Below are 22769 nucleotides of genomic sequence, written 5' to 3' on the forward strand. Positions count from 1 at the left end.
AGTGTCATTGGCGTGCGTTGAACGAAAGCATCGCACGCCGATCCGAAGCATCTCCGTTTGAGAAAGGCTCAGGCGGTTCTAACAACAAGGACTAGGAGTGGACATGACCAAACGCATTGCATACGTCACCGGCGGCATGGGCGGCATCGGAACGGCGATTTGCCAGCGCTTGGCGCGCGACGGTTTCACCGTTGTCGCGGGCTGCGGCCCGAACTCGCCGCGCAAGGCGAAGTGGCTTGAACAACAGAAGGCCCTCGGTTTCGATTTCATTCCGTCCGAAGGCAACGTCGGTGATTGGGAATCGACCACCGCCGCGTTCGACAAGGTGAAGGCCGAAGTGGGTGAGGTGGACGTCCTCATCAACAATGCCGGTATCACGCGCGACGTGGTGTTCCGCAAGATGACCCGCGCTGACTGGGATGCGGTGATCGATACCAACCTGACCTCGCTGTTCAACGTGACCAAGCAGGTCATCGACGGCATGGTCGACCGGGGCTGGGGCCGCATCGTCAACATCTCGTCGGTGAATGGTCAGAAGGGGCAGTTTGGCCAGACCAACTACTCGACGGCCAAGGCTGGCTTGCATGGCTTCACGATGGCGCTGGCGCAGGAAGTGGCCACGAAGGGCGTGACGGTCAACACGGTGTCGCCGGGCTATATCGCCACCGATATGGTGAAAGCGATTCGTCAGGATGTGCTCGACAAGATCATCGGCACGATCCCCGTCAAGCGCCTGGGCGAGCCGAGCGAGATCGCTTCGATCTGCGCATGGCTGGCATCCGAGGAATCGGGCTTCTCCACCGGTGCGGACTTCTCCCTCAACGGCGGCCTGCACATGGGCTGACGCTTCAACGCTCATGCTGTGGCGATGCTGCAGCATGAGCGCAGCATTTTTTTCCCCTGCTTCACCTGTAGTGCTGCGATGCACGATTGCATCGCAGCAGTCTTTTTTGCGCCGTCTCAACGGGTGCCCGGGTGCGTGAATCGCATCAAAATGCTGCGGGTTTTTACCGGGGGGGGCTGTCTTTTCTTTGCACTGCGATCCGCATAGAATCCAAGCAAGAAGGCGCTCCGCAGGGAGACAAGGGGCGTCCGATCATAACCGGATGCATCTGCGCAGAGCTTGCTATCAAACATTCGCAAGCGAATTGACACAGCCGCGCAACCGCGTTTTTGCTGCACCGCCCGGTGCGGTCATTTCGCACTGCATCGGCTGCACCGCAGCAGCATCGCCAACACGGAAAGGCACGATGGCCACCAGCAAGAAGGGCACCGAACGGCTGATCAAGAAATATCCCAACCGCCGGCTCTACGACACCCAGACCAGCACGTACATCACGCTGGCAGATGTGAAACAGCTTGTGATGGAAACCGAGGAATTTCGCGTCATCGATGCGAAGTCCGGTGAGGACCTGACCCGCAGCATCCTGCTGCAGATCATCCTGGAAGAGGAAACCGGTGGCGTGCCGATGTTCTCCGGCGCCATGCTCGCGCAGATCATCCGCTTCTACGGCCACGCCATGCAGGGGATGATGGGCACGTATCTGGAAAAGAACATCCAGGCGTTCATCGACATCCAGAGCAAGCTGGCCGAGAACTCGAAGGATCTCTACAGTGGCAACAGCTTCAACCCTGACATGTGGTCGCAGTTCATGAACATGCAGGGGCCCATGATGCAGGGCATGATGAGCAACTACATCGAGCAGAGCAAAAACCTGTTCGTGCAGATGCAGGAGCAGATGCAGAGTCAGGCCAAAAATATGTTCGGGACCTTCCCGTTCAACCAGCCGCCCGAAAAGAAGTAACTTCGGTGTACTGGGCAAGACAAGGCGAATCGCAGGGCGGTTCGCCTTTTTGTTTGGGAACGCGAGACGAAGCGACAAGGTAAAATGCGGGTCCTTCAGGTGAGGCATGCGCCTCACTGAGGTTTCTGTTTCCCGCCTTGATTTCCCATGTTTGATGTCCGCCCCCGGCCTGCAGGCTGGTTGTCCTTCGTTTTCGCATGAGCCGGCTCTTGCTTGCCCCCATGGAAGGGGTCGCAGATTTCGTCATGCGTGACGTGCTGACCCAGGCTGGCGGTTATGACGCGTGCGTCTCGGAGTTCGTCCGCGTGACGGGCTCCTTGCTGCCCGCGCGCACCTACGAGCGCGAGACGCCCGAGATCCGCAACGGCGGTTATACCGCCAGCGGCACGCCGATGGCCATTCAGCTCCTCGGCAGCGATCCGGAATGGCTCGCGCGCAATGCCGCCTACGCCGCAACGCTGTCGCCGCACGGAATCGACCTGAACTTCGGTTGCCCGGCCAAGGTGGTGAACCGCCACGGCGGCGGCGCCATGCTGCTTGCCACGCCGGAAGTCCTGCATGACATCGTGCGGGCCGTGCGGGCGGCAGTGCCGGCGCGCATTTCGGTGACGGCCAAGATGCGGCTCGGTGTGTCGGATACCTCGCGGGCGATCGACTGCGCGACGGCGCTGGCCGAAGGCGGCGCAGAATCGCTGGTCGTGCACGCCCGTACGCGGGACCACGGCTATCGTCCGCCAGCCCATTGGGACTGGATTGCGCGCATTGCCGATGCCGTCAGCGTGCCCGTGACGGCCAACGGCGAAGTCTGGACCGTTGCCGACTGGGAGCGTTGCCGTGCCGTGAGCGGCTGCGCTGATGTGATGATCGGGCGCGGTGCCGTGTCCGATCCGTTTCTCGCCCAGCGCATTCGGGGGCAGCGCGAACAGGCGCCGTCCGCAGCCGAATGGCCGATCGTGCTCGGTTATCTCGCCGATTATCTGAAGAAGCTGCATGCCCGCATCTCGGCCAAGCATGAGCATGGACGGGTCAAGCTGTGGCTCAGTTATCTGAAGCGGACGTGGCCGCAAGCCGCGGAGTTGCACGACGCCATCCGTCGGCTGCAGGACGCGGTCGAAATCGAGCGCGTGATCGAGCAAATGCAGCTCAAGCTTGGTCGTCCCAGCACGGCGAACGGTTAAAATACGCAACCGCGCGGCACACTCGGTGTGCGCAGCGCAAATCCTCTCCCCACATCAGGTTGTTCCCATGTCCGACGTCAGTACCCAGAGCCCGAAGGTGGGCTTCGTTTCGCTCGGTTGCCCCAAGGCACTCGTCGATTCCGAGCAGATCATCACCCAACTGCGCGCGGAGGGGTATGAGATCTCCGGCACGTACGGCGGGGCGGACCTGGTGGTCGTGAACACCTGCGGCTTCATCGACGAGGCCGTGCAGGAGAGCCTGGATGCGATTGGCGAAGCGCTGGCCGAAAACGGCAAGGTGATCGTGACCGGTTGCCTGGGCGCCAAGAAGGACGCCGCGGGCCAGGACATCATCACCAGCGTGCACCCGAAGGTCCTGGCCGTGACCGGCCCCCACGCGCTAGGCGAAGTGATGGAAGCGGTGCATACGCACCTGCCCAAGCCGCACGACCCATTCATCGACCTGGTGCCCCCGCAAGGCATCAAGCTCACGCCCAAGCACTACGCGTATCTGAAGATTTCCGAGGGCTGCAACCACCGCTGCAGCTTCTGCATCATCCCGTCGATGCGCGGCGATCTGGTGTCCCGCCCGGTGGCCGAAGTGATGCTGGAGGCGGAAAACCTGCTCAAGGCCGGCGTGAAGGAACTGCTGGTCATCTCGCAGGACACCAGCGCTTACGGGGTCGACGTCAAGTTCCGCACCGGCTTCTGGAACGGCCGTCCGCTCAAGACTCGCATGACCGAACTGGTGGCAGCGCTGGGCGAACTGGCATCGCAGTACGGTGCCTGGGTGCGCCTGCACTACGTGTATCCGTATCCGAGCGTGGACGAGGTGATGCCACTGATGGCCGAAGGCAAAGTGCTGCCATACCTCGACGTGCCGCTGCAGCACGCCCACCCCGACGTGCTCAAGCGCATGAAGCGTCCGGCCAATGCCGAGAAAACGCTGGACCGCATTCGCGCCTGGCGCGAGGTGTGCCCTGAGCTGACCATCCGCAGCACGTTCATTGCCGGTTTCCCGGGCGAGACAGAAGAAGAATTCCAGACGCTGCTCGACTTCATCGCAGAGGCCGAGCTGGATCGCGTGGGTTGCTTCGCGTATTCGCCGGTGGAGGGCGCGACCGCCAACGACCTGCCGGGCGCGCTGCCCGACGAGGTGCGCGAGGAGCGTCGTGCACGCTTTATGGAAGTGGCCGAACGTGTATCCGCCCGCCGCCTGCAGCGCAAGGTCGGCAAGTCGCTGCGCGTGCTGGTCGATGAAGTGAACCAGGATGGCGGTATCGGGCGCTCCTCGGCAGATGCGCCGGAAATTGACGGCCTGGTCTACATCGCGCCGCCGTCCAAGCCTTATAAACGCTACAAGGCGGGCGATTTCGTGTCGGTCAAGATCACCGGCGCGGACGGCCACGACCTTTGGGGCGAGGTCTGATACCAGGGGGCCGGAGGCGGTCCCACTTACGTAATCGCGCCTAAACGTTTGCGAACGATCGTTCGTTTATACTGGCCGTCATTCATTTTTAATTGCAATGGAGACAGCAATGGCACGTGAAGTGGTGGTGGTCAGCGGCGTTCGTACCGCAATCGGGACCTTTGGCGGCAGCCTGAAGGATGTGGCGCCGTGCGAGCTGGGTGCGCTCGTCGTGCGCGAGGCACTGGCCCGCGCTGGCGTGAAGGGCGAAGAAGTTGGCCACGTGGTGTTCGGCCACGTGATCAATACCGAGCCGCGCGACATGTATCTCTCGCGCGTGGCGGCCGTCAATGGCGGCGTGTCGGCCGAGACGCCGGCATTCAACGTCAACCGCCTGTGCGGTTCGGGCCTGCAGGCTGTGGTGAACGCCGCGCAAACCGTGCTGCTGGGTGACGCTGACATCGCCATCGCCGGCGGTGCCGAGAGCATGAGCCGCGCCCCGTATCTGGCACCTGCGGCCCGCTGGGGCTCGCGCATGGGCGACGCCAAGATGATCGACATGATGCTCGGCGCGCTGCACGACCCGTTCCACACCATTCACATGGGTGTGACGGCGGAAAACGTCGCCAAGGAATTCGGCATCAGCCGCGAGCAGCAGGACCAGACGGCGCTCGAATCGCACCAGCGTGCCTCGCGCGCCATCCAGGCCGGCTACTTCAAGGACCAGATCGTTCCGGTGACGATCAAGTCGCGCAAGGGCGATATCCAGTTCGATACCGATGAGCACGTCCGTCACGATGCAACCATTGACGACATGACCAAGCTCAAGCCGGTCTTCGCGAAGGAGAACGGCACGGTCACGGCTGGCAATGCCTCGGGCCTGAACGATGCGGGCGCGGCACTGGTGCTGATGGAACGTTCGGTGGCCGAGAAGCGCGGCCTGAAGCCGCTGGCACGCCTGGTGTCGTATGGCCATGCCGGCGTTGATCCGAAGATCATGGGCATCGGCCCGGTACCGGCTACGCGTAAGGCACTCGAGCGTGCCGGCCTGTCGGTCAAGGACCTGGACGTGATCGAGGCCAACGAAGCGTTTGCCGCCCAGGCCTGCGCGGTGACGAAGGAACTCGGCCTGGACCCGGCCAAGGTCAACCCGAACGGCTCGGGCATCTCGCTCGGCCATCCGATCGGCGCAACGGGTGCGCTGATCACGGTGAAGGCGCTGCATGAGCTGCAGCGCATCGGTGGTCGCTACGCGCTGGTGACCATGTGTATTGGTGGAGGACAAGGCATTGCGGCGGTGTTCGAACGCATCTGAACGCTTCTCTCTGACTGAACGCCTGATCTGGCCCGCCGGCGCGCTGATTGCGCTGGTGCTGGCCACAGGTGTGGCGACGGCGTCTGAGCAGGCGCCGTCTGCCAACAACGGCTACGACGTGTCGACCGGCAGCATGAACGTGCAGCCGGGCGACCTGGGCCTGAACCGCGCCATCGCCGATGGCGACAAGCGCCGCGCCGCCAAAGCAGCGAGCGCTGGCAACGGATTCTCTGCCCAGACCGAGCCGTCGCACGCGCTGCAACCGCAGCCCGACTACGCAAAATATCCCGTCTACACCGGCGTGATCGGCGACATGCCGATCCATATGCGCCTCGGCCGCAAGCCCGGTGAAATCGACAGCGTCCACGGTGAATACGCCCTCGGCAAAGCGCCGGGCGTGCGTCTCGTGACCGGCGAATACGAAAACGGCGGCTTCCTGATGGAGGAGTCGGATGACGGCACGCACGTCACCGGCACCTGGGAAGGCGCCATCGATGGCCGCGGCATCGTGCGCGGCACCTGGACCGACGTCGCCCATGACGGTCATACGCTACCCTTTGTGCTGCGGCCCGTGGCCGTCGTGGTGATTCCGCCGTACGATGCTGCCGCCAACAGCAACGCCGCCGTACCCGCGACACCGATGACGCCGTTGGTACCGGCTGCGCCGGGCCAGATTGCGCCGCCGCCGGTGTTGCCGCCCACCAACCCAGCGCGATCGAGCGCGCACTGGTAAGCGGCCGCAAGCCGCTCTCACGCCAACGACCAGGAAACCCCGTGACCGACGAAACCAAGCTCCCACCGATGTTTCCCGCAACCCAGGCAGTGCATCCGGACCTGCATATCCCGCCGGGCTTTGCCGCGTTCTCGCATGCCACGCATCGAGCGTCGACGGTGGTGTTCAAGAACCTGGCCGATATGCGCGCCTTCGGCAGCGGGAGCGTGGTGCACTGGCGCTACGGCCTGCATGCGACGCCGACGTCCGATGCGCTGTGCCAGGCGCTGGCGCAGATTGAGGGTGGTTCGCACACGCTGCTGCTGCCGTCGGGGCTGGCGGCGATCTCGCTGGTGTACTTCGCGCTCATCAAGTCGGGTGACGATGTGCTGGTGCCGGACAACGCCTACGGCCCGAACCGCGACCACGGCGAATGGATGGCGCGCCAGTTCGGCATCACCGTGCGCTACTACGACCCGATGATCGGCGCCGGCATTGCCGACCTGATCCGCCATAACACCAAGCTCGTGTGGCTGGAAGCGCCGGGCTCTGTGACGATGGAGGTGCCCGACTGCACGGCCATTGCCGAAGCCGCCCGCGCGGCAGGCGCCATCACGGCTATCGACAACACCTGGAGCGGCGGCGTGTACTACCAGCCGTTCGCGCACGGCATCGACATCTCGGTGCAGGCGCTGACCAAGTACCAGTCCGGCGGCAGCGACGTGCTGATGGGCGCCGCCATCACCAACGACGAGGCGCTGCACCACAAGCTGCTGGCCACGCGCATGCGCATGGGCTGGGGCGTGTCGGCGGACGATTGCTATTTCGTGCTGCGTGGCCTGCCGAGCCTGCCGACACGGCTGGCCGCGCATGACGCGCATGCGCGCGAAGTGGCCGAATGGCTGGCCGACCGGCCCGAGGTCGTGCGCGTGCTGCATCCGGCGCTGCCCGACTGCCCGGGCTATGAAAACTGGAAGCGCGACTTCACCGGCGCGAGCGGGCTGTTCTCGATCGTGCTGCACGAGCGCTATTCGCAGGCGCAGATCGACGCCTTCATCGAAGGCTTGCGCTACTTTGCGATCGGTTTTTCGTGGGGCGGGGCGCACAGCCTTGCGCTGCCGTACAACATTCCATCGATGCGCACGGCGACGGCCTGGCCGCCGGCCGATTGGGAGAACGCGGGTGGTTTCGTGCGGTTGTATATCGGGCTGGAAGACCCGCGCGACCTGATTGCCGACCTGAAGCAGGCGATGGAGACGCACCTGCAGGGTTGATCTGTCTGCCGACCTTTCAGTGAAGCAGCATGGGGCGCACAGGTTGCGCCCCGTTTCGTTTTGATTTCACCAACCGGTTGTTGGTGCGTTACTGCTGCGGGAAGAGGTTCAATAACCCATCCAGACCCACGACATTGAACGCCACATCGGCCTGCGCCTGCACGATCGGCTTGGCGCGGAATGCCACCGACAGGCCGGCCACGCCCATCATTTTCAGATCGTTCGAGCCGTCGCCCATGGCAATGGCGTTATCCGGCGACACGCCAAGCTCTTTGCAGAACGCCTTGAGCGTCTGCGCCTTCACATCGGCGTTGACGATTTCACCAAGCACGCGGCCGGTCAGCTTGCCGTCGACGATTTCGAGTGTGTTCGCGCGCGTGCGGTCCAGACCCAGGCGCTCCTGCAGGCGCGAAGTGAAGAACTCGAAGCCGCCTGATACCAGCAACGTGCGAATCCCCATCGCCTGCACGGCCTTGAGCATCTTCTCGGCACCTAGCGACAGTTGCAGGCGCTCGGTATAGACGCGCTCCAGCACACTGGCGTCCAGTCCCTTGAGCAGCTCAACGCGGCGCGTCAGGCTTTCGTTGAAATCTTTGATCTCGCCGCGCATCGAGGCTTCGGTAATGGCGGCCACCTGCGGCTTGAGCCCGCAGAAATCCGCAATCTCGTCGATGCACTCGATGGTGATGAGCGTGGAATCCATGTCCATCGCCAGCACGCGGAAATCGCCGAACGTCCATTCGTCGGGAATCCATGCGTAGTCCAGCTTCAGGTTGGCGCAAATGGCGTCGAGCTGGACGCGCAATTCGCTGGGCAACTCGTGCACCCATTCGATGGCGGCGACGTTGGGCGCGCGCAGCTCGTAAGTGGCGCTGCCGAACAGGCCGCGGACGGATTCGATGTCACCGGTGGACAGCGGCGACAGGCTTTGCAGGACGACAGGCATGGGCGAGAGAGGGGAAATAAGACGCCGGGGGAAGCCCGCTATTGTAGCGAACGCCCCGGTCGGATACCCCCCACTTAAAGGGGAGGTGTCGGTGTGTAAGCGTCAGGCGGACGCGGTCTCGACCATCAGGCTGTGCGCCACTTTGGCGAGGAAGCGGTCGCAGGCGTCGAGCTGGGCGAGTTCCACATATTCGTTGGCTTTGTGGGCCTGTTCGATGTTGCCCGGGCCACACAGCACGGCCGGGATGCCGGCGCGCTGGAACAAACCGGCCTCGGTGCCGTAGGCAACCTTGCGCTTGTCGTTGTCTTCGGTCAGCACGCGCACGAGTTGCGTGATGGCAGCCTGTTCGGAGGCGTCGAGCGACGGCGCGGCGGCGATCTCGTCGAGTTCGATGCGGGCGTCCGGGTGCTCGCGCTGCATGGCCGGCTCGATGGTCTCGCGCACGTAGCGTTCAACGCGCCCCCGGATGGCGGGTGCATCCACGCCCGGCAAGTTACGGAACTCGAACACCAGTTCGCACAGCGCGGGGATCGTGTTGAGCGCAATGCCACCGTTGATGAGGCCGGTTGATGCCGTGGTAAAGGGCACGTCAAACGCGTCATCAAACGGGCCCTTGGCTCGGAATTCATCGGCCAGATCGCGCACGAAGCAGATGATGCGCGCGGCATATTCGATGGCGTTGACACCCTGCGGTGTGAGCGACGAATGCGCGGCGCGGCCATGCACGCGGCAGCGGTACGCGTTGATGCCCTTGTGGGCGACGATCGGGCGCATGGAGGTGGGCTCGCCGACGATGCAGCCGGAGGGCTTGATGCCGCGCGCGATCAGGTCATCGATCATGCGTGGGGCGCCCACGCAGCCGACTTCTTCGTCGTACGACAGCGCCAGATGCACCGGCTCGCGCAGCTTTGCCTGCAGCAGCGATGGCACCAGCGCGAGCGACGAGGCGATGAACCCCTTCATGTCGCACGTGCCACGGCCGTAGAGCTTGCCGTCGCGCACTTCGGGCGTGAACGGATCGCTGTCCCACTTCTGGCCGTCCACGGGCACCACATCGGTATGGCCCGACAGCACCATGCCGCCTTGCACGCTGCCGTCCGCTGCCGGAATGGTGGCGAACAGGTTGGCCTTGTTGCCGTCGTCGTTGTGCGAGAGGTGCGATTCGAGTCCGACGCTGCGCAGGTAGTCGCGCACGGTTTCGATCAGCGCGAGGTTGGAGCCGCGGCTGGTGGTGTCGAAGCCGACGAGCTTGCGGGTCCAATCGAGGGTGGTGAGGGCGGTGCTCATGATGGTTTCCTTGTTCTGATCGGCTGATCCTACTGGATCACGTCAATTGCCGCATGGCGTGGCGAATTGTCTGCGCCAGCGCGGCCGTTTCGGCGGGAATGTTCTCGATGCGCAGACGGTCTTGCCCGGCCAGCTTGATCTGGCGATTCTTCTGCACGAGGTCGATGATCTTGATGGCGTCGATGGGCGGGTTCGGCACGAAATGCAGCGTGACGGCTTCCGCCCCCGTGTCGATCTTGCGGATGCCCAGCGGCTGCGCAGCAATGCGCAGGCGATGCGTTTCAATGAGCGACTGCGCCTGCGGCGGCAGCTTGCCGAAGCGGTCGATCAGCTCTTCCTGGATGTTGTCGATGGTTTCGCTGCTCTCGCAGTTGGCTAGGCGCTTGTAGAGCGACAGGCGTTCCTGCACGTCGCCGCAATAGTCCTGCGGCAGCAGGGCGGGCGTGCCGAGGTTGATCTCTGTGGTGGCCGCCAGCGGCGCCATGAGGTCGGGCTCCTTGCCCGCCTTAAGCGACTTCACGGCCTGGTTGAGCATGTCCGTATAGAGCTGGAAGCCGATCTCGGAAATCTCGCCCGACTGCTTGTCGCCCAGCACCTCGCCGGCGCCGCGAATTTCCAGATCGTGCATCGCCAGGTAGAAGCCCGAACCCAGTTCTTCCATCTGCTGGATGGCTTCGAGGCGGCGCTGTGCCTGCTTGGTCAGGCCGTCCAGATCGTGTGCCAGCAGATACGCATACGCCTGGTGGTGCGAGCGCCCGACGCGGCCGCGCAACTGGTGCAGCTGCGCCAGGCCAAATTTGTCAGCGCGGTGGATCAGGATCGTGTTGGCGGTCGGCACGTCGATGCCGGTTTCGATGATCGTCGTGCACAGCAGGATGTTGGCGCGCTGGGCGACGAAATCGCGCATCACGCGTTCCAGCTCACGCTCGTGCATCTGGCCGTGGGCGACCACCACGCGCGCTTCCGGGATCAGCTCTTCGAGCTTGGCGCGCTTGTTCTCGATGGTCTCGACTTCGTTGTGCAGGAAGTAGACCTGGCCGCCGCGCTTCAGCTCCCGCAGGATGGCTTCGCGCAGCACGCCGTCTTCTTCGCGACGCAGGAAGGTCTTGATGGCGAGGCGCTTTTGCGGCGCGGTGGCAATCACGGAGAAATCGCGCAGGCCTTCCAGCGCCATGCCCAACGTGCGCGGGATCGGCGTAGCCGTGAGCGTGAGCACGTCCACCTCGGCGCGCAGCGTCTTGAGCGCTTCCTTCTGGCGCACGCCAAAGCGGTGTTCCTCGTCGATGATGACGAGCCCGAGGCGATCGAACTTCACGTCCGGCGAAAGCAACTTATGCGTGCCGATCACGATGTCGATGGTGCCGGCGTTGATAGCCTGGATGGCGCCGTCGATTTCCTTCTTGTTCTTGAAGCGCGAGATTTCGGCAATGCGCACGGGCCAGTCGGCAAAGCGGTCGACCAGCGTCTGGTAATGCTGCTCGGCCAGCAGCGTGGTCGGCGCGAGGATGGCGACCTGCTTGCCGCCCATCACCGCCACGAATGCCGCGCGCAAGGCGACTTCCGTCTTGCCGAAGCCGACGTCGCCGCAGACGAGGCGATCCATCGGCTTGCCGGAGGTCATATCGGCGATGACGGCGGCGATGGCGGCGGCCTGGTCGGGCGTTTCTTCAAAGCCGAAGCTCTCGGCAAATTTGACGTAGTCCTCCGGCGTGAGCGGGAAGGCGAAGCCCTGGCGCAGCGCGCGGCGCGCGTACAAGTTCAGCAGTTCGGCCGCCGTATCGCGGATTTGCTGCGCAGCCTTGCGCTTGGCCTTCTCCCACTGACCGGAGCCGAGCGAGTGCAGTGGCGCGGTTTCTGGATCGGCACCCGAGTAGCGCGAGATCACGTGCAACTGGTGCACCGGCACGTAGAGCTTGCTGCCCTTGTCGTAATCGAGGTGCAGGAATTCTTCCTCGCCGTTGCCCGTATCGACGGAGACCAGCCCCTGGTAGCGGCCGATGCCGTGCTCGCTATGCACTACCGGGTCGCCGATCTTCAGCTCGGCCAGGTCGCGCACCATCGCGTCGACGGCGGTGGCCTGTTCCTGCTTGCGGCGTCCGGCGCGGCGCGTGGACTGCGCGTATAGCTCGGTCTCGGTGATGATGGCGATGCGCTCATCACCGAGGATGAAGCCCTGGTACAGCGGCGCCACGCCGAGCACGAACTTGACATCGCCTGCCAGCAGGTCGGCAAAGTCCGCCACGCCTTCTGGGTGCAGCCCGCTGGCGGCGAGCATCTGTGCGAGCGTTTCGCGGCGGCCGGCGGATTCTGCGCAGATCATCACGCGGCAGTTGCCGCGCATCAGGAACGATTCGAGGTTGACCAGTGGGTCTTCCGCACGGCGATTGACGGCAACGTTCGGCAACGGCAGCGAAAGCGGTGCATCGCCCGGCTCAGTGCGCAGCACAAGGCGCGCATGCGGCTTGGCGGCGACGAAGAACGCCTCTTCATCCAGATACAGCGCGGCGGGCTCCAGCAGCGGACGCTCGCGGTCGTGCCGCATGAAGTTGTAGCGCTGCGTGGTATCGGCCCAGAAACGGCGCACCGCGCCCTCGATGTCGCCAACGAAGGCCAGGTGTGTGGCGCCCGGCAGGTAGTCGAACAGCGTGGCGGTGTCTTCGAAGAAGAGCGGCAAGTAGTACTCGATGCCGGCCGAGGGCACGCCGTTGCCGATGTCCTTGTAGATGGGTGAGCGCGTCGGGTCGCCTTCAAAGACCTCGCGCCAGCGGCCCCGGAAGGCGGTGCGCGAGGCCTCGTCCATCGGGAATTCGCGGCCCGGCAGCAAGCGCACTTCGTTCACGGGGTAGAGGCTGCGCTGTGTGTCGGGGTCGAAGGAGCGGATGGTTTCGATCTCGTCACCGAAGAGGTCGAGCCGATACGGCAGCGGCGAGCCCATCGGGAACAGGTCGATCAGCCCACCGCGCACGGAGTATTCGCCCGGGCGCATGACGGCACTCACGTGCTCGTAGCCGGCCAGCGTGAATTGCGCTTTCAGGGCCGCTTCATCCAACCTTTCGCCCTTCTTGAAGAAGAACGTATAGGCCGCCAGGAACGACGGCGGCGCGATGCGCTGCAATGCCGTGGAGGCGGGCACGAGCAGGATGTCGCACGCACCGTTCTGCAGGTCATGCAACGTCGCCAGCCGTTCGGAGATCAAATCCTGGTGCGGAGAAAAGTTGTCGTACGGCAGCGTTTCCCAGTCCGGCAGCAGTTTCACGCGCGCCTGCGGGGCAAACCAGCGCAGCTCTTCGGCCAGGCGCTGGGCGTCGACGGCATTGGCGCAGACCACCGCCAGCATGGGCACGTTGGCGCGATGCTGCTCCAGGTAGCGCGCAAGCAGCAGGGCGTCCGCCGCGCCCTGCAGGCCGCTGAAGACGAAACGCTGGCCTGGTTTGACAACGGGCAGGGCAGAAAGCGAGAAATCGGACATGGGACGTCAGGATCGGGGACAAAGCACGACACCCCGCCGGCATTTGCAGGCGGGGTGTCGTGACGCTGGTCGCTATTATAAAATCCGCGCCAGCCGCGCGCTTGGCGCCGGCCAAAAACCCACGCAAATGCTGCGCCCACGCCCAATTTCCTGCCTTTCATGCCGACTTCCCACCCTGGCCGACGCCGTTTTGCGCTGATCCCCTCGGCCGGCACCGGCTCGCGCGCCGGTGGCGATTTGCCGAAGCAATATCAGGCGATCGCCGGGCGGCCGATGCTTTGGCATACGGCGCAGGCCTTTCTGGCGAGCCCTGAAATCGACACCGTGCTCGTCGTTACGACGCCCGGCGCACAGCCGCTCACCGAGCGTTTTCCGGACGGTGGCTTCAACGCGCCCAAGCTGGTGGAAGTCGATTGCGGTGGGGATTCGCGCCACGCCTCCGTCACGCATGGACTGGCAGCGTTGCGCGGGCTTGGGGCAAGCGACGACGACTGGGTACTCGTGCACGATGCCGCGCGCCCCGGCCTGACGCCCGAGCTGATCGCGCACCTTGTCGCTGCGGTAGAGGTGGAGGGCTCGCAGGCAGTCGGCGGCATTCTTGCGCTGCCGGTGGCGGACACGCTCAAGCGCGCCGACGCTGCACAGCACATTCATGCCACGGTGCCGCGCGATGGCCTGTGGCAGGCGCAGACGCCGCAGATGTTTCCGCTGGGCCTGCTGGAACGCGCCTTGCGGGAGGCACTCGTGCAGCACCGCATCGTCACCGACGAAGCCAGCGCCATCGAGGCCACAGGACACGCACCGCTGCTCGTGCCGGGTGCGCTGCGCAATTTCAAGGTGACGTATCCCGACGATTTCGCGCTTGCCGAGGCCATCCTCGCGCAGAGCGCATAACCCAACGAGGCATCGCAAGCATGAACTGGATGGACATTCGCATCGGGCAGGGCTACGACGTGCATGCGCTGGTGGAAGGGCGCAAGCTGATCCTCGGCGGTGTGGAGATTCCGCACACCCGCGGCCTGCTCGGCCACTCCGATGCTGACGCGCTGCTGCACGCGATCACCGATGCGCTGTTCGGCGCCGCCGGCCTGGGCGACATCGGCCGGCACTTTCCCGACACCGATCCGGCCTTTGCCGGCGCCGACAGTCGTGTGCTGCTGCGCGAAGCCGTGCACCGCGTGCGCAAGGCGGGCTACGCGGTCGGCAACGTCGACGCGACGGTCATTGCGCAGAAGCCGAAGCTCGCACCGCACGTGCCGGGCATGGTCGCCAACCTGGCGGAAGACCTGGGTATCGCGCCCGAGCGCTGCAACGTCAAGGCCAAGACCAACGAGAAGCTCGGCTTCGAAGGCAAGGAAGAGGGCATCGTTGCACAGGCCGTGGTGCTGATCTATCGCGCGGAAAGCGCCGATCAGGACTGAGTGCGTTGCGGCCGCGCCAAGACAACGGCAGCCTGAATCGCTCCAGCGCTGCCGTTGTTGTTTGTGGAGCACGGTGTGGCTATTCGGCCGCGATCACCTGCGCAGCCGCATTGACGACCGCCGCAATGCGCCCGACATCACGCAATTGCTGCGCGCTCATGCCCTGGTGGTTCTTCAGCAGGTCGTAGTGCGACTTGATGCAGAAGTGGCACTTCCCGATGATGGACGCGGCCAGCGCGTACATCTCGAAGCGGCGCTTGTCCACGCCAGCGTTGTTGGCGTAGGCGTTCATGCGCAGTTCCGCCTTCTGCTGCGAGAGGTCGGAATCGTCCGCCATCTCGACATACGGATACCAGACGTTGTTCATGCCCATGAGCGCGGCGGCTGTCAGCGCGCCGTTCACTTCTTCGGGCGATAGCACACCGGCATGGCGGATGGTATCGGTCAGCACCTTGCTCTTGGCGGCAAAGGCCGCCGCCAGCGCCACACCCACCGCATCGTTGCCCTCCAGCGAGGAGCGCGCGATCGTGCTGTCGAGATTCAGGCGGATGTCCTTGGCGTAGTCCGGAATCGAGCCCTTAATCGTCTGCAGAAATTCCATCGATTTCTCCTATCAGCGGTTGCTGAAAAAGAAAGCCCGCGCAAGGGCGGGCTTCAGGTTCGGAGGGCACCGCGTGGCGATTACAGTGTGGCGCCGCCGACCGCGCGGTTGCACGGGCATAGCTCATCTGTCTGCAGACCATCCAGAATGCGCAGCACCTCGTCCGGATTGCGGCCCACGTTCAGGTTGTTGACCGACACGTGCTGGATCACATTGTCCGGATCGACGATGAATGTCGCGCGCAATGCAACGCCGGCCTCGTGCTCACGCACGCCCAACTGGTCGACCAGCGCGCCCGTCGTGTCAGCAAACGACCACTGGTTGAGCTTGTTCAAGTCTTTGTGCTCGCGGCGCCATGCGAGCTTGACGAACTCGTTGTCGGTCGATCCGCCCATGACGATGGTGTCGCGGTCGGCAAAATCGTCGTTCAGCTTGGCGAACGCCACGATCTCGGTCGGGCACACGAAAGTGAAGTCCTTCGGATAGAAGAAGATGACCTTCCACTTGCCCGGGAACGAGGTCTCGGTGATGTCTTCGAACGCCGACTGGCCGCCTTCCTCGTGATTGTTGAACCCCGGCTTGACGCCGACGACCTTGAACGGTTCGAGCTTGTCACCAATGGTTTTCATGGGCTTCTCCTGGGGTTGTGCGGCAATGGAAAGGGGGCTCGCAAACGCGCAGCCTGGCGGCTGGAGTATTGGCGATGAATGGGAAACCGGCTAATTGAAAATCTCAAAGCCGGCTATAGCACGGCCTGCCGCACGGCCGTTGCCGGCCGCGCATGACAGTGGTGGAAAGCAGGCGATGTGCCTGCGCGTGCCGGGTCAGGCGCGCGCGTAGCAGGCGCAGACGATCAGCCCGGTGGCGGGCGCGGCGCGGTTCTCAAGCGTGAGGCGGCCGCCGCTGCGCTGCAGGATGCGATTGACGATCGACATGCCGAGCCCGGCACCCTTGGCCTCGCTGCGCGCCGATTCCAGCCGGTAGAACGGTCGCGTCAGCAGCGCAAGCTGGTCCGTCGGCACGCCGGCGCCGGAATCGGCCACGCACAATACAACTTCGTTGCCTTGCAGGAACGTGCTGACGGTGATTTCCGCGCGGCCTGTGGCGGGCGTCTTGCCGTAGCGGCGTGCGTTTTCGATCAGGTTGTCGAGAATGCGCTGCGTTTCCATGCGGTTGCAGCGGGCGATGGCCTCGGGCGCGAGCTTGAGTGAAAGGTCGATGTCGTCGTGCGCGGAATACACGGGCGCCGTGTCGCGCACGAGCTCGGTCAGGTCCACCGCTTCGAGCATCTCGCCGCTGGGGCGTGCGTAGTCGAGGAACTGCCCGATGATCGCGTCCATCTGCTCGATGTCGGCCACCATCAACTCGCGGGTCTGCTCGTCGACGGGGCTCATCTCGGTTTCCAGGCGCAGGCGCGTGAGCGGCGTGCGCAGGTCGTGCGAGATGCCGGCCAGCATGACGGCGCGGTCGGCCTCGAGCTGTTTGAGGTCGCGCACCATCTGGTTGAAGCTGTGATTCGCCTGCGCCACTTCGGTGCCGCCGCCCTCGGGCAGCGCCTTCGGATCATCGCCCGCGCTGATGGCGCGCGCCGTATCGGCCAGGCGCTTGAGCGGCTGGTTCACGCGTGACGTGATGAACGCCGCGCCCAGCACCGACAGCACCAGTGCCGCCGTCGACCACCACAGCCACTGCACGCCAGGCACGCGCTCGAAGCGGTCCGGGCTGATGGCGACCCAGTAATCATCGCCCTCGATCTGGAAGCTGACCCACACGCCTGGGATGTCATTGACTGCCGTGGCGATTACGGTATCGGCGCCAAGCCGGCCGCGGATCTCGTGCTGGACGAGCTGCGTCAGGTACGGATTGGTGTGCGGTTCGCGGTATTCGTCTTCCTTCTCGCGTGGGTAGACCTTGATGCCCTCGTTCTGCACGAGGTCGAGCAGCAGGAAGCGCCGTCGCATCGGATCCGAATACAGCAGCGCCGCCCGGGTGAGCTTGACCACGCTGACCACCTGCATGGCGATCTGCTGCGCGCGGGGTTCGCGCTCGAAAATGCGGAAGCTCTGGAACCAGACACCCAGGGAGATCGCGATCAGCAATGCGATCAGCATGAAGGTTCGCCAGAACAGCGAACCGAACACACTGATCAGCAGATGCCGCAACGCGGCCGGACGCGGGATGCGCAAGTCGGATGCGGGAGAAAGGGTGGATCTGGCGCCCTTACTTGGCACCATCAGGGATGAACACGTAGCCCAGGCCCCACACTGTCTGGATGAATCGGGGGTTGCTGGCGTCCGGTTCGATCAGCTTGCGCAGGCGAGAAATCTGCACGTCGAGGCTGCGATCGAACACTTCGTATTCGCGGCCGCGCGCCATTTCCATGAGCTTTTCGCGCGACAGCGGTTGGCGCGGATGGCGTGCAAACACCTTGAGCACAGAGAATTCGCCCGTCGTGAGCGTGATCTCTTCGTCGTTCTTCTTGAGCGTGCGCGTGGCCAGGTTCAGCACGAAATCGCCAAAGGCGAAGGTTTCGGGCGTTTCGGACGGTGCACCTGGGATCTCGGCCGGGCCGCGGCGGCGCAGCACGGCGTGGATGCGCGCGATCAGCTCGCGCGGGTTGAACGGCTTGGGCAGGTAATCGTCGGCACCCATCTCCAGGCCGACAATGCGGTCGACGTCTTCGCCTTTGGCGGTGAGCATGATGATCGGCGTCTGATCGTTGGCACCGCGCAGGCGGCGGCAGATCGACAGGCCGTCTTCGCCCGGCATCATCAGGTCGAGCACGAGCAGGTCGAAGCGCTCGCGCAGCCAGAGTTTGTTCATGGCCGTGGCGTTTTCCGCCACCAGCACGGTGAACCCCTGTTCCCCCAGGTAGCGGCGCAGCAAGTCACGCAGGCGGGGATCGTCGTCGACGACGAGAATCTTTTGACCGGAATTTTCCATGGCGCTAATGGTAACGACAAAAACATGGGCCCGAGGCGCACTGAAAGCCCAATTGAAACAGACGGTTACATTATTTACCGAGCCACGTGAACAGTCTGTAGGACGCACAGCTACACTGCCCTGGCAGTTCCTCGCAACAATTTGGGGTCTGTGGACCCCCGCGCAGGGGACTGGCGTGCAATGCGGTTGCCAGTTATCGATTGTCGCGCAATGATGCATGGCGCATCGGTTTCCAGCAACAAGGACGTGGCTTCTCAAATCCCTTTTTCGAATCGGTCAGTGATGTTTCAGCGGCGCCTTGCGCTGCTGGCGTGTGCTGCTGCCCTCTGCATGGCTGGATTGCCGGCGCACGCCCGTAACGATCGCGAGCGCGGTGGCTTTGGCGGATTCGGCGGTTTTTTCGGCGGCGGGCATGCAATGCAGACCGGCGGCGAGGAGAAAAAGGGCCGGCAGGGTCAGTCGCGGGGCCATGGCGGCGAAGAACGTAGCCGCCGCGCCGCCGCGATGGAAAACCGCCGTGGCGAGAACGCTGACCGGCCATCCCCGCAGCGCAAGCTGTCTCCCGAGGAACGCAAGCAGTTGCGTCAGAACATCTACGACGTCACGCGGGACATCTACCACCGTGGCGGCGGCTAGATAAGGCCCGGGGAACGGTGCGTCAGTCGCTGCCCCGCCAATGGCAACAAGGGGCAGTAGGGTCGATTCGGGGGCCGACATGCGAATCCGTAGCACCACAATCTTCCTGGCCCTGGCAGCCGCCAGTGCGCTTTCTCTGCAGCCAGCGCACGCGGCAACGCAGGACAAACCGCATCGCCACACCGCGCAAACCAAGGCACCCGCCGCCGACGAGCAGCGCCTGGACCGCGACGATGCGCGCTATTTCCTCACCCGCATCGGCTTTGCGCCTGCCGAGAGCGAGCTCGACGCGTATGCCGGGCTCACGCAGCGCGAGGCGGTCGATCGCGTGCTGGCCCAGACGGGCACCGTTGCCACGCAGCCGCCCCCGGCGTGGGTCAACGATCCGATCATCCCCTACAACAAGCTGCCCGACGAAGACGCCCGCAAGGCCGCGCGCCAGAAGAACGCCGCGCACGAACTGGAGCTGCGCGCGTGGTGGATGGGCGAGATGATCAGGACGCCGTCACCGCTGACCGAGCGCATGACGCTGTTCTGGCACAACCACTTCGTCTCCAGCTCGCAGAAGGTGCCGTTTGCTCAGTTGATGTATCGGCAGAACGTGCTGCTGCGCCAGAACGCGGTGGGCAATTTCGGCACCATGCTGCACGCCATCGGCAAAGACCCGGCGATGCTGATCTACCTGGACGGCGCGCAGAGCCGCAAGGGTAAGCCGAACGAGAACTTCGCGCGTGAGGTCATGGAGCTCTTCACGCTGGGCGAGGGCCATTACACCGAGCAGGACATCAAGGAAGCTGCCCGAACGTACACCGGCTGGAGCGTCGACCGCGAGCACGACTTCGCCTATATCTGGCGCCCGCAGATTCACGACACCGGCTCGAAGACGGTGTTCGGCCAGAGCGGCGACTACGACGGCGACCAGATGCTCGACATCCTGCTGTCTCGTCCGCAGACGGCCACCTTTATCGTCACCAAGCTGTGGCGCGAGTTTGTTTCGCCCGACCCGGATGCGGCGCAGGTGCAGCGCGTGGCCGATGCGTTTCGCTCGAGCGGCTACGACATCAAGGTCGCGCTGCGTGGGCTGTTCCTGACGCCGGCTTTCTGGGCGCCGCAGTCGCACGCGACGCTGGTGAAATCGCCTGTGGAGATGATTGTCGGCACGCTCAAGCAGTTCAATGTGCAGTACTCCGACCCGACGCCGTTTGCGATCAAGTCTGCGCAGCTCGGGCAGAACCTGCTGGCGCCGCCCAACGTGAAGGGCTGGCCCGGCGGCGATGCGTGGATCAACTCGAACACGCTGCTGGGGCGCAAGCAGTTTCTTGATCAGTTGTTCCGCTCGACCGAGATGAGGGCGCCCGCCGCCATGGCGCAACAACAGAAGCCCGGCATGATGATGGCCGCCATGCGCGAAGACCTGAAGCAGGGCGGCACGGTGCAGGGCCTGGGCCAGGCACTCAAGGGCATGGGGCAGGAAGGGCGCTTCAAGCTGGCGCAGTCGCAGACGATGGTGTCGTTCAACTCGGCCAAGTGGCTCGCGCAGTTTGGTGCGGATGGGGATGACCCGCCGCAGCTCGCGTCGCGCATTTCGATCCAGCGTGCGGTGCTGCCGATCGAGCCGACCGCGCCGATCCCCGTCAAGCTGGCCGGTACCGCGTACCTGCGCACGCTGATGATGGACCCGGCTTACCAGTTGAAATAACGCCCGCTTTGCAGGAGCACACATCATGGAACGTCGTGATTTTCTGAAGGCAGGCGCCGTGCTCGGCATGGGTGGTGCGGTGCCCGGGATCGTCTTTGCGCAAGCGCAGCGCGATCAGGGCGCGCGCAACGGCTACGGCAACCTGCTCATTCTCATCGAACTGAAAGGCGGTAACGACGGGCTGAATACCGTCGTGCCGTACACCAGCGCGCAGTACTACGCGCTGCGCCCCCGCATTGCCATCAAGCGCGAGCAGGTGCTGCAACTGGATGACCGGTATGGCCTGCATCCGTCGCTGCAGGCGATGATGCCGCTGTGGCAGGCAGGCGAGTTGTCGGTGGTGCAGGGCTTGTCGTATCCGCAGCCGAATCTTTCGCATTTCCGCTCGATCGAGATCTGGGATACGGCGTCGCGCTCCGACCAATACCTGCGCGAGGGCTGGCTGACGCGTGCGTTTGCCGCGCGGCCGGTGCCGGCGTCATTCGGGGCCGATGGCGTGATTATCGGCACGGCGGACCTGGGCCCACTCGATGGCGGCGCACGCGCGGTGGCGCTGGCCAATCCGGATGCCTTTCTCAACGAAGCCAAGCTGGCGATGCCGTCTCACGCGATGGGCAATGCCACGCTCGCGCATGTGTTGAAGGTGGAGGCCGATATCGTCAAGGCGGCCGACGGGCTGCGACCGAAGGCAGGCAAGTTTGCATTCCAGACGCGCTTTCCCGATGGTGGCTTCGGCAATTCGATCAAGGCGGCGATGCAGGTGGTGGCGGCGCCCGGGCATGGCGGGGCGGATGTCGCCGTGGTGTGCCTGTCGCTGGGCAGCTTCGATACACACACCAACCAGCAGGGTACGCAGGCGAACCTGTTGCGCCAGTTGGGCGAGGGCATTGCCTCGCTCAAGAGCGCGCTGACGGAACTGGGCCGCTGGAACGACACACTGATCGTCACGTACTCCGAATTCGGCCGCCGCCCGCGCGAAAACCTGAACAACGGTACGGACCACGGTACCGCCGCCGCGCATTTCGTGGCTGGCGGCCGCGTAAAGGGCGGCCTGGCCGGACAGGGACCGGTGCTGGAGCGGCTGGACGGCGGCGGCAATCTCGACCCCTCGGTGGATTTCCGCTCGCTCTACGCCACGGTGCTGGAGCGCTGGTGGGGGATGGATTCCCAGTCGGTACTGGCCGGGCGGTTCGCGCCGCTCGACCTCATCAAAGCCTGATCAGCCGCGGATCTGCGTGATTTGGGTTCGCCACGCGAGCCATAACTTGCGCAGCGGCGTCAGGTCTGTGCGCTGCGTGAGCACCTGAAAGCCGTCGGTTTCCACCTCGTCGAGCAGGCGCATGGCCAGCACGCCGCGGATCAGCGCCGAGCGCTGCGCGCGGCGGTCTTCGGCCGGCAGCGCGGCCAGTGCTTCCTTGTAAGTGGCGCGGGCGCGTTCCGCCTGGTGCGCCATCAGCGGCTTGAACCCCTCTGCATACCGGCGGTTGAATAGATCGGCCGCCGGTACATTGAAGCGCTGCAGTTCGTCCACGGGAATGTAGACGCGGTTGTGGCGCACGTCTTCGCCCAGGTTGCGGATGAAGTGGACCAACTGCTCGGCCAGCGACAGCAGCCGTGCAAATTCCAATGTGCGTGCGTGCGTATGCCCGGCAATGCGGGCGGCCAGCCGGCCAGCCACGCCTGCCACCTGATCGCCATGGCGGCGCAGGTTCGGCCAATCCAGATAGCGGTTTTGCATGGCATCGGCCTCGACGCCAGCCAGGAGTTCGCCCAGATGCACGGCGCCGATGTCATAGGCGGCCAGGTGCGGTTGCAATGCCTTGGTGGCGGGGTGCTCGGGGCGGCCTTCGAACAGGCGCGCCAGTTCCTGCCGCCACCAGTGCAGCTTCGTTTGCACGACTGACGGGTCGCTCGCATCGCGTACGGCGTCTTCCAGTTCGCGGCGCACGGCTTCCAGGGCGATGGTCGCGCGGCGGCGTTCGGGCGCCAGAAACAATACGCTGTAGTACACGTCGCTGCCGGGCGGGGCAGCCTTGTCGGCGCAGTAGTCGTCGGGGGTCACGGAAGGGGCCGTC

The 22769-nt window shown here is 64.4% G+C and carries 20 protein-coding genes; 12 read left to right on the forward strand and 8 right to left on the reverse strand.

What is annotated here, in order from left to right:
* Positions 1-103 precede the first annotated feature (103 nt).
* From NG900_RS10710 to NG900_RS10740, 7 genes are all read left to right on the forward strand, one after another.
* Positions 104-844, forward strand: a complete 741-nt coding sequence (locus NG900_RS10710) for a 3-ketoacyl-ACP reductase (RefSeq protein WP_252679976.1) — start codon at positions 104-106, stop codon at positions 842-844.
* Between the two features lie 406 nt (positions 845-1250).
* A complete protein-coding gene (gene phaR / locus NG900_RS10715; RefSeq protein ID WP_252679978.1) occupies positions 1251-1805 on the forward strand; it encodes a polyhydroxyalkanoate synthesis repressor PhaR in 555 nt (184 codons plus the stop codon).
* Positions 1806-2002: 197 nt separating this feature from the next.
* Entirely contained in the window at positions 2003-2983 is a 981-nt protein-coding gene (locus NG900_RS10720) for a tRNA dihydrouridine synthase (RefSeq protein ID WP_252679981.1), read from the forward strand.
* A gap of 67 nt (positions 2984-3050) precedes the next feature.
* Positions 3051-4412, forward strand: coding sequence for a 30S ribosomal protein S12 methylthiotransferase RimO (gene rimO, locus NG900_RS10725; RefSeq protein ID WP_048932503.1), 1362 nt, complete (start codon positions 3051-3053; stop codon positions 4410-4412).
* A 109-nt stretch (positions 4413-4521) separates the two neighbouring features.
* The gene (bktB, locus tag NG900_RS10730; RefSeq protein WP_252679983.1) at positions 4522-5706 is read left to right on the forward strand and encodes a beta-ketothiolase BktB; all 1185 of its coding nucleotides are present in this window, start codon (positions 4522-4524) and stop codon (positions 5704-5706) included.
* Complete coding sequence (locus tag NG900_RS10735) at positions 5681-6439, forward strand: hypothetical protein (protein WP_252679984.1); 759 nt, start codon at positions 5681-5683, stop codon at positions 6437-6439. The genes bktB and NG900_RS10735 overlap by 26 nt, the downstream gene beginning before the upstream one ends.
* Positions 6440-6480: 41 nt before the next feature.
* A complete protein-coding gene (locus NG900_RS10740; RefSeq protein WP_252679986.1) occupies positions 6481-7692 on the forward strand; it encodes a cystathionine beta-lyase in 1212 nt (403 codons plus the stop codon).
* Between the two features lie 88 nt (positions 7693-7780).
* Here the strand turns inward: NG900_RS10740 and serB are convergent, their stop codons facing one another.
* The 3 genes from serB to mfd form a co-directional block, all read right to left on the reverse strand.
* A complete protein-coding gene (gene serB / locus NG900_RS10745) occupies positions 7781-8638 on the reverse strand; it encodes a phosphoserine phosphatase SerB (RefSeq protein WP_252679988.1) in 858 nt (285 codons plus the stop codon).
* A gap of 102 nt (positions 8639-8740) precedes the next feature.
* The gene (argE, locus tag NG900_RS10750; RefSeq protein WP_252679990.1) at positions 8741-9925 is read right to left on the reverse strand and encodes an acetylornithine deacetylase; all 1185 of its coding nucleotides are present in this window, start codon (positions 9923-9925) and stop codon (positions 8741-8743) included.
* Between the two features lie 37 nt (positions 9926-9962).
* Positions 9963-13394 carry a transcription-repair coupling factor gene (gene mfd, locus NG900_RS10755; RefSeq protein WP_252679992.1) on the reverse strand — a complete coding sequence of 1144 codons (3432 nt, stop codon included), beginning with the start codon at positions 13392-13394 and terminating at the stop codon, positions 9963-9965.
* Between the two features lie 159 nt (positions 13395-13553).
* Between mfd and ispD the strand changes: the two genes are divergently transcribed.
* Together ispD and ispF are read left to right on the forward strand one after the other, a co-directional pair.
* Positions 13554-14288, forward strand: coding sequence for a 2-C-methyl-D-erythritol 4-phosphate cytidylyltransferase (ispD, locus tag NG900_RS10760; RefSeq protein ID WP_252679994.1), 735 nt, complete (start codon positions 13554-13556; stop codon positions 14286-14288).
* Between the two features lie 20 nt (positions 14289-14308).
* A complete protein-coding gene (gene ispF, locus NG900_RS10765; RefSeq protein WP_252679996.1) occupies positions 14309-14815 on the forward strand; it encodes a 2-C-methyl-D-erythritol 2,4-cyclodiphosphate synthase in 507 nt (168 codons plus the stop codon).
* Between the two features lie 79 nt (positions 14816-14894).
* On the opposite strand, the gene NG900_RS10770 is transcribed toward ispF, so the two are convergent.
* From NG900_RS10770 to ompR, 4 genes are all read right to left on the reverse strand, one after another.
* Entirely contained in the window at positions 14895-15416 is a 522-nt protein-coding gene (locus tag NG900_RS10770; protein ID WP_252679998.1) for a carboxymuconolactone decarboxylase family protein, read from the reverse strand.
* Positions 15417-15496: 80 nt separating this feature from the next.
* Complete coding sequence (locus tag NG900_RS10775; RefSeq protein ID WP_252680000.1) at positions 15497-16045, reverse strand: peroxiredoxin; 549 nt, start codon at positions 16043-16045, stop codon at positions 15497-15499.
* Between the two features lie 195 nt (positions 16046-16240).
* A complete protein-coding gene (locus tag NG900_RS10780; RefSeq protein WP_252680002.1) occupies positions 16241-17602 on the reverse strand; it encodes an ATP-binding protein in 1362 nt (453 codons plus the stop codon).
* A gap of 34 nt (positions 17603-17636) precedes the next feature.
* Positions 17637-18359, reverse strand: a complete 723-nt coding sequence (ompR, locus tag NG900_RS10785; RefSeq protein ID WP_004627064.1) for an osmolarity response regulator transcription factor OmpR — start codon at positions 18357-18359, stop codon at positions 17637-17639.
* Positions 18360-18569: 210 nt separating this feature from the next.
* On the opposite strand from ompR, the gene NG900_RS10790 reads away from it, so the two are divergent.
* From NG900_RS10790 to NG900_RS10800, 3 genes are all read left to right on the forward strand, one after another.
* Positions 18570-18995, forward strand: coding sequence for a hypothetical protein (locus NG900_RS10790; protein ID WP_252680004.1), 426 nt, complete (start codon positions 18570-18572; stop codon positions 18993-18995).
* A gap of 79 nt (positions 18996-19074) precedes the next feature.
* Positions 19075-20694 (forward strand): DUF1800 domain-containing protein, encoded by a 1620-nt coding sequence (locus NG900_RS10795; protein ID WP_252680006.1) that lies wholly within the window; start codon positions 19075-19077, stop codon positions 20692-20694.
* A 25-nt stretch (positions 20695-20719) separates the two neighbouring features.
* A complete protein-coding gene (locus tag NG900_RS10800) occupies positions 20720-21913 on the forward strand; it encodes a DUF1501 domain-containing protein (protein ID WP_252680008.1) in 1194 nt (397 codons plus the stop codon).
* Here the strand turns inward: NG900_RS10800 and hpnD are convergent, their stop codons facing one another.
* A complete protein-coding gene (gene hpnD, locus NG900_RS10805) occupies positions 21914-22756 on the reverse strand; it encodes a presqualene diphosphate synthase HpnD (RefSeq protein WP_252680010.1) in 843 nt (280 codons plus the stop codon).
* Positions 22757-22769: the final 13 nt, after the last annotated feature.

The sequence above is a fragment of the Ralstonia soli genome (assembly GCF_023955655.1).
Taxonomy (GTDB): domain Bacteria; phylum Pseudomonadota; class Gammaproteobacteria; order Burkholderiales; family Burkholderiaceae; genus Ralstonia; species Ralstonia soli.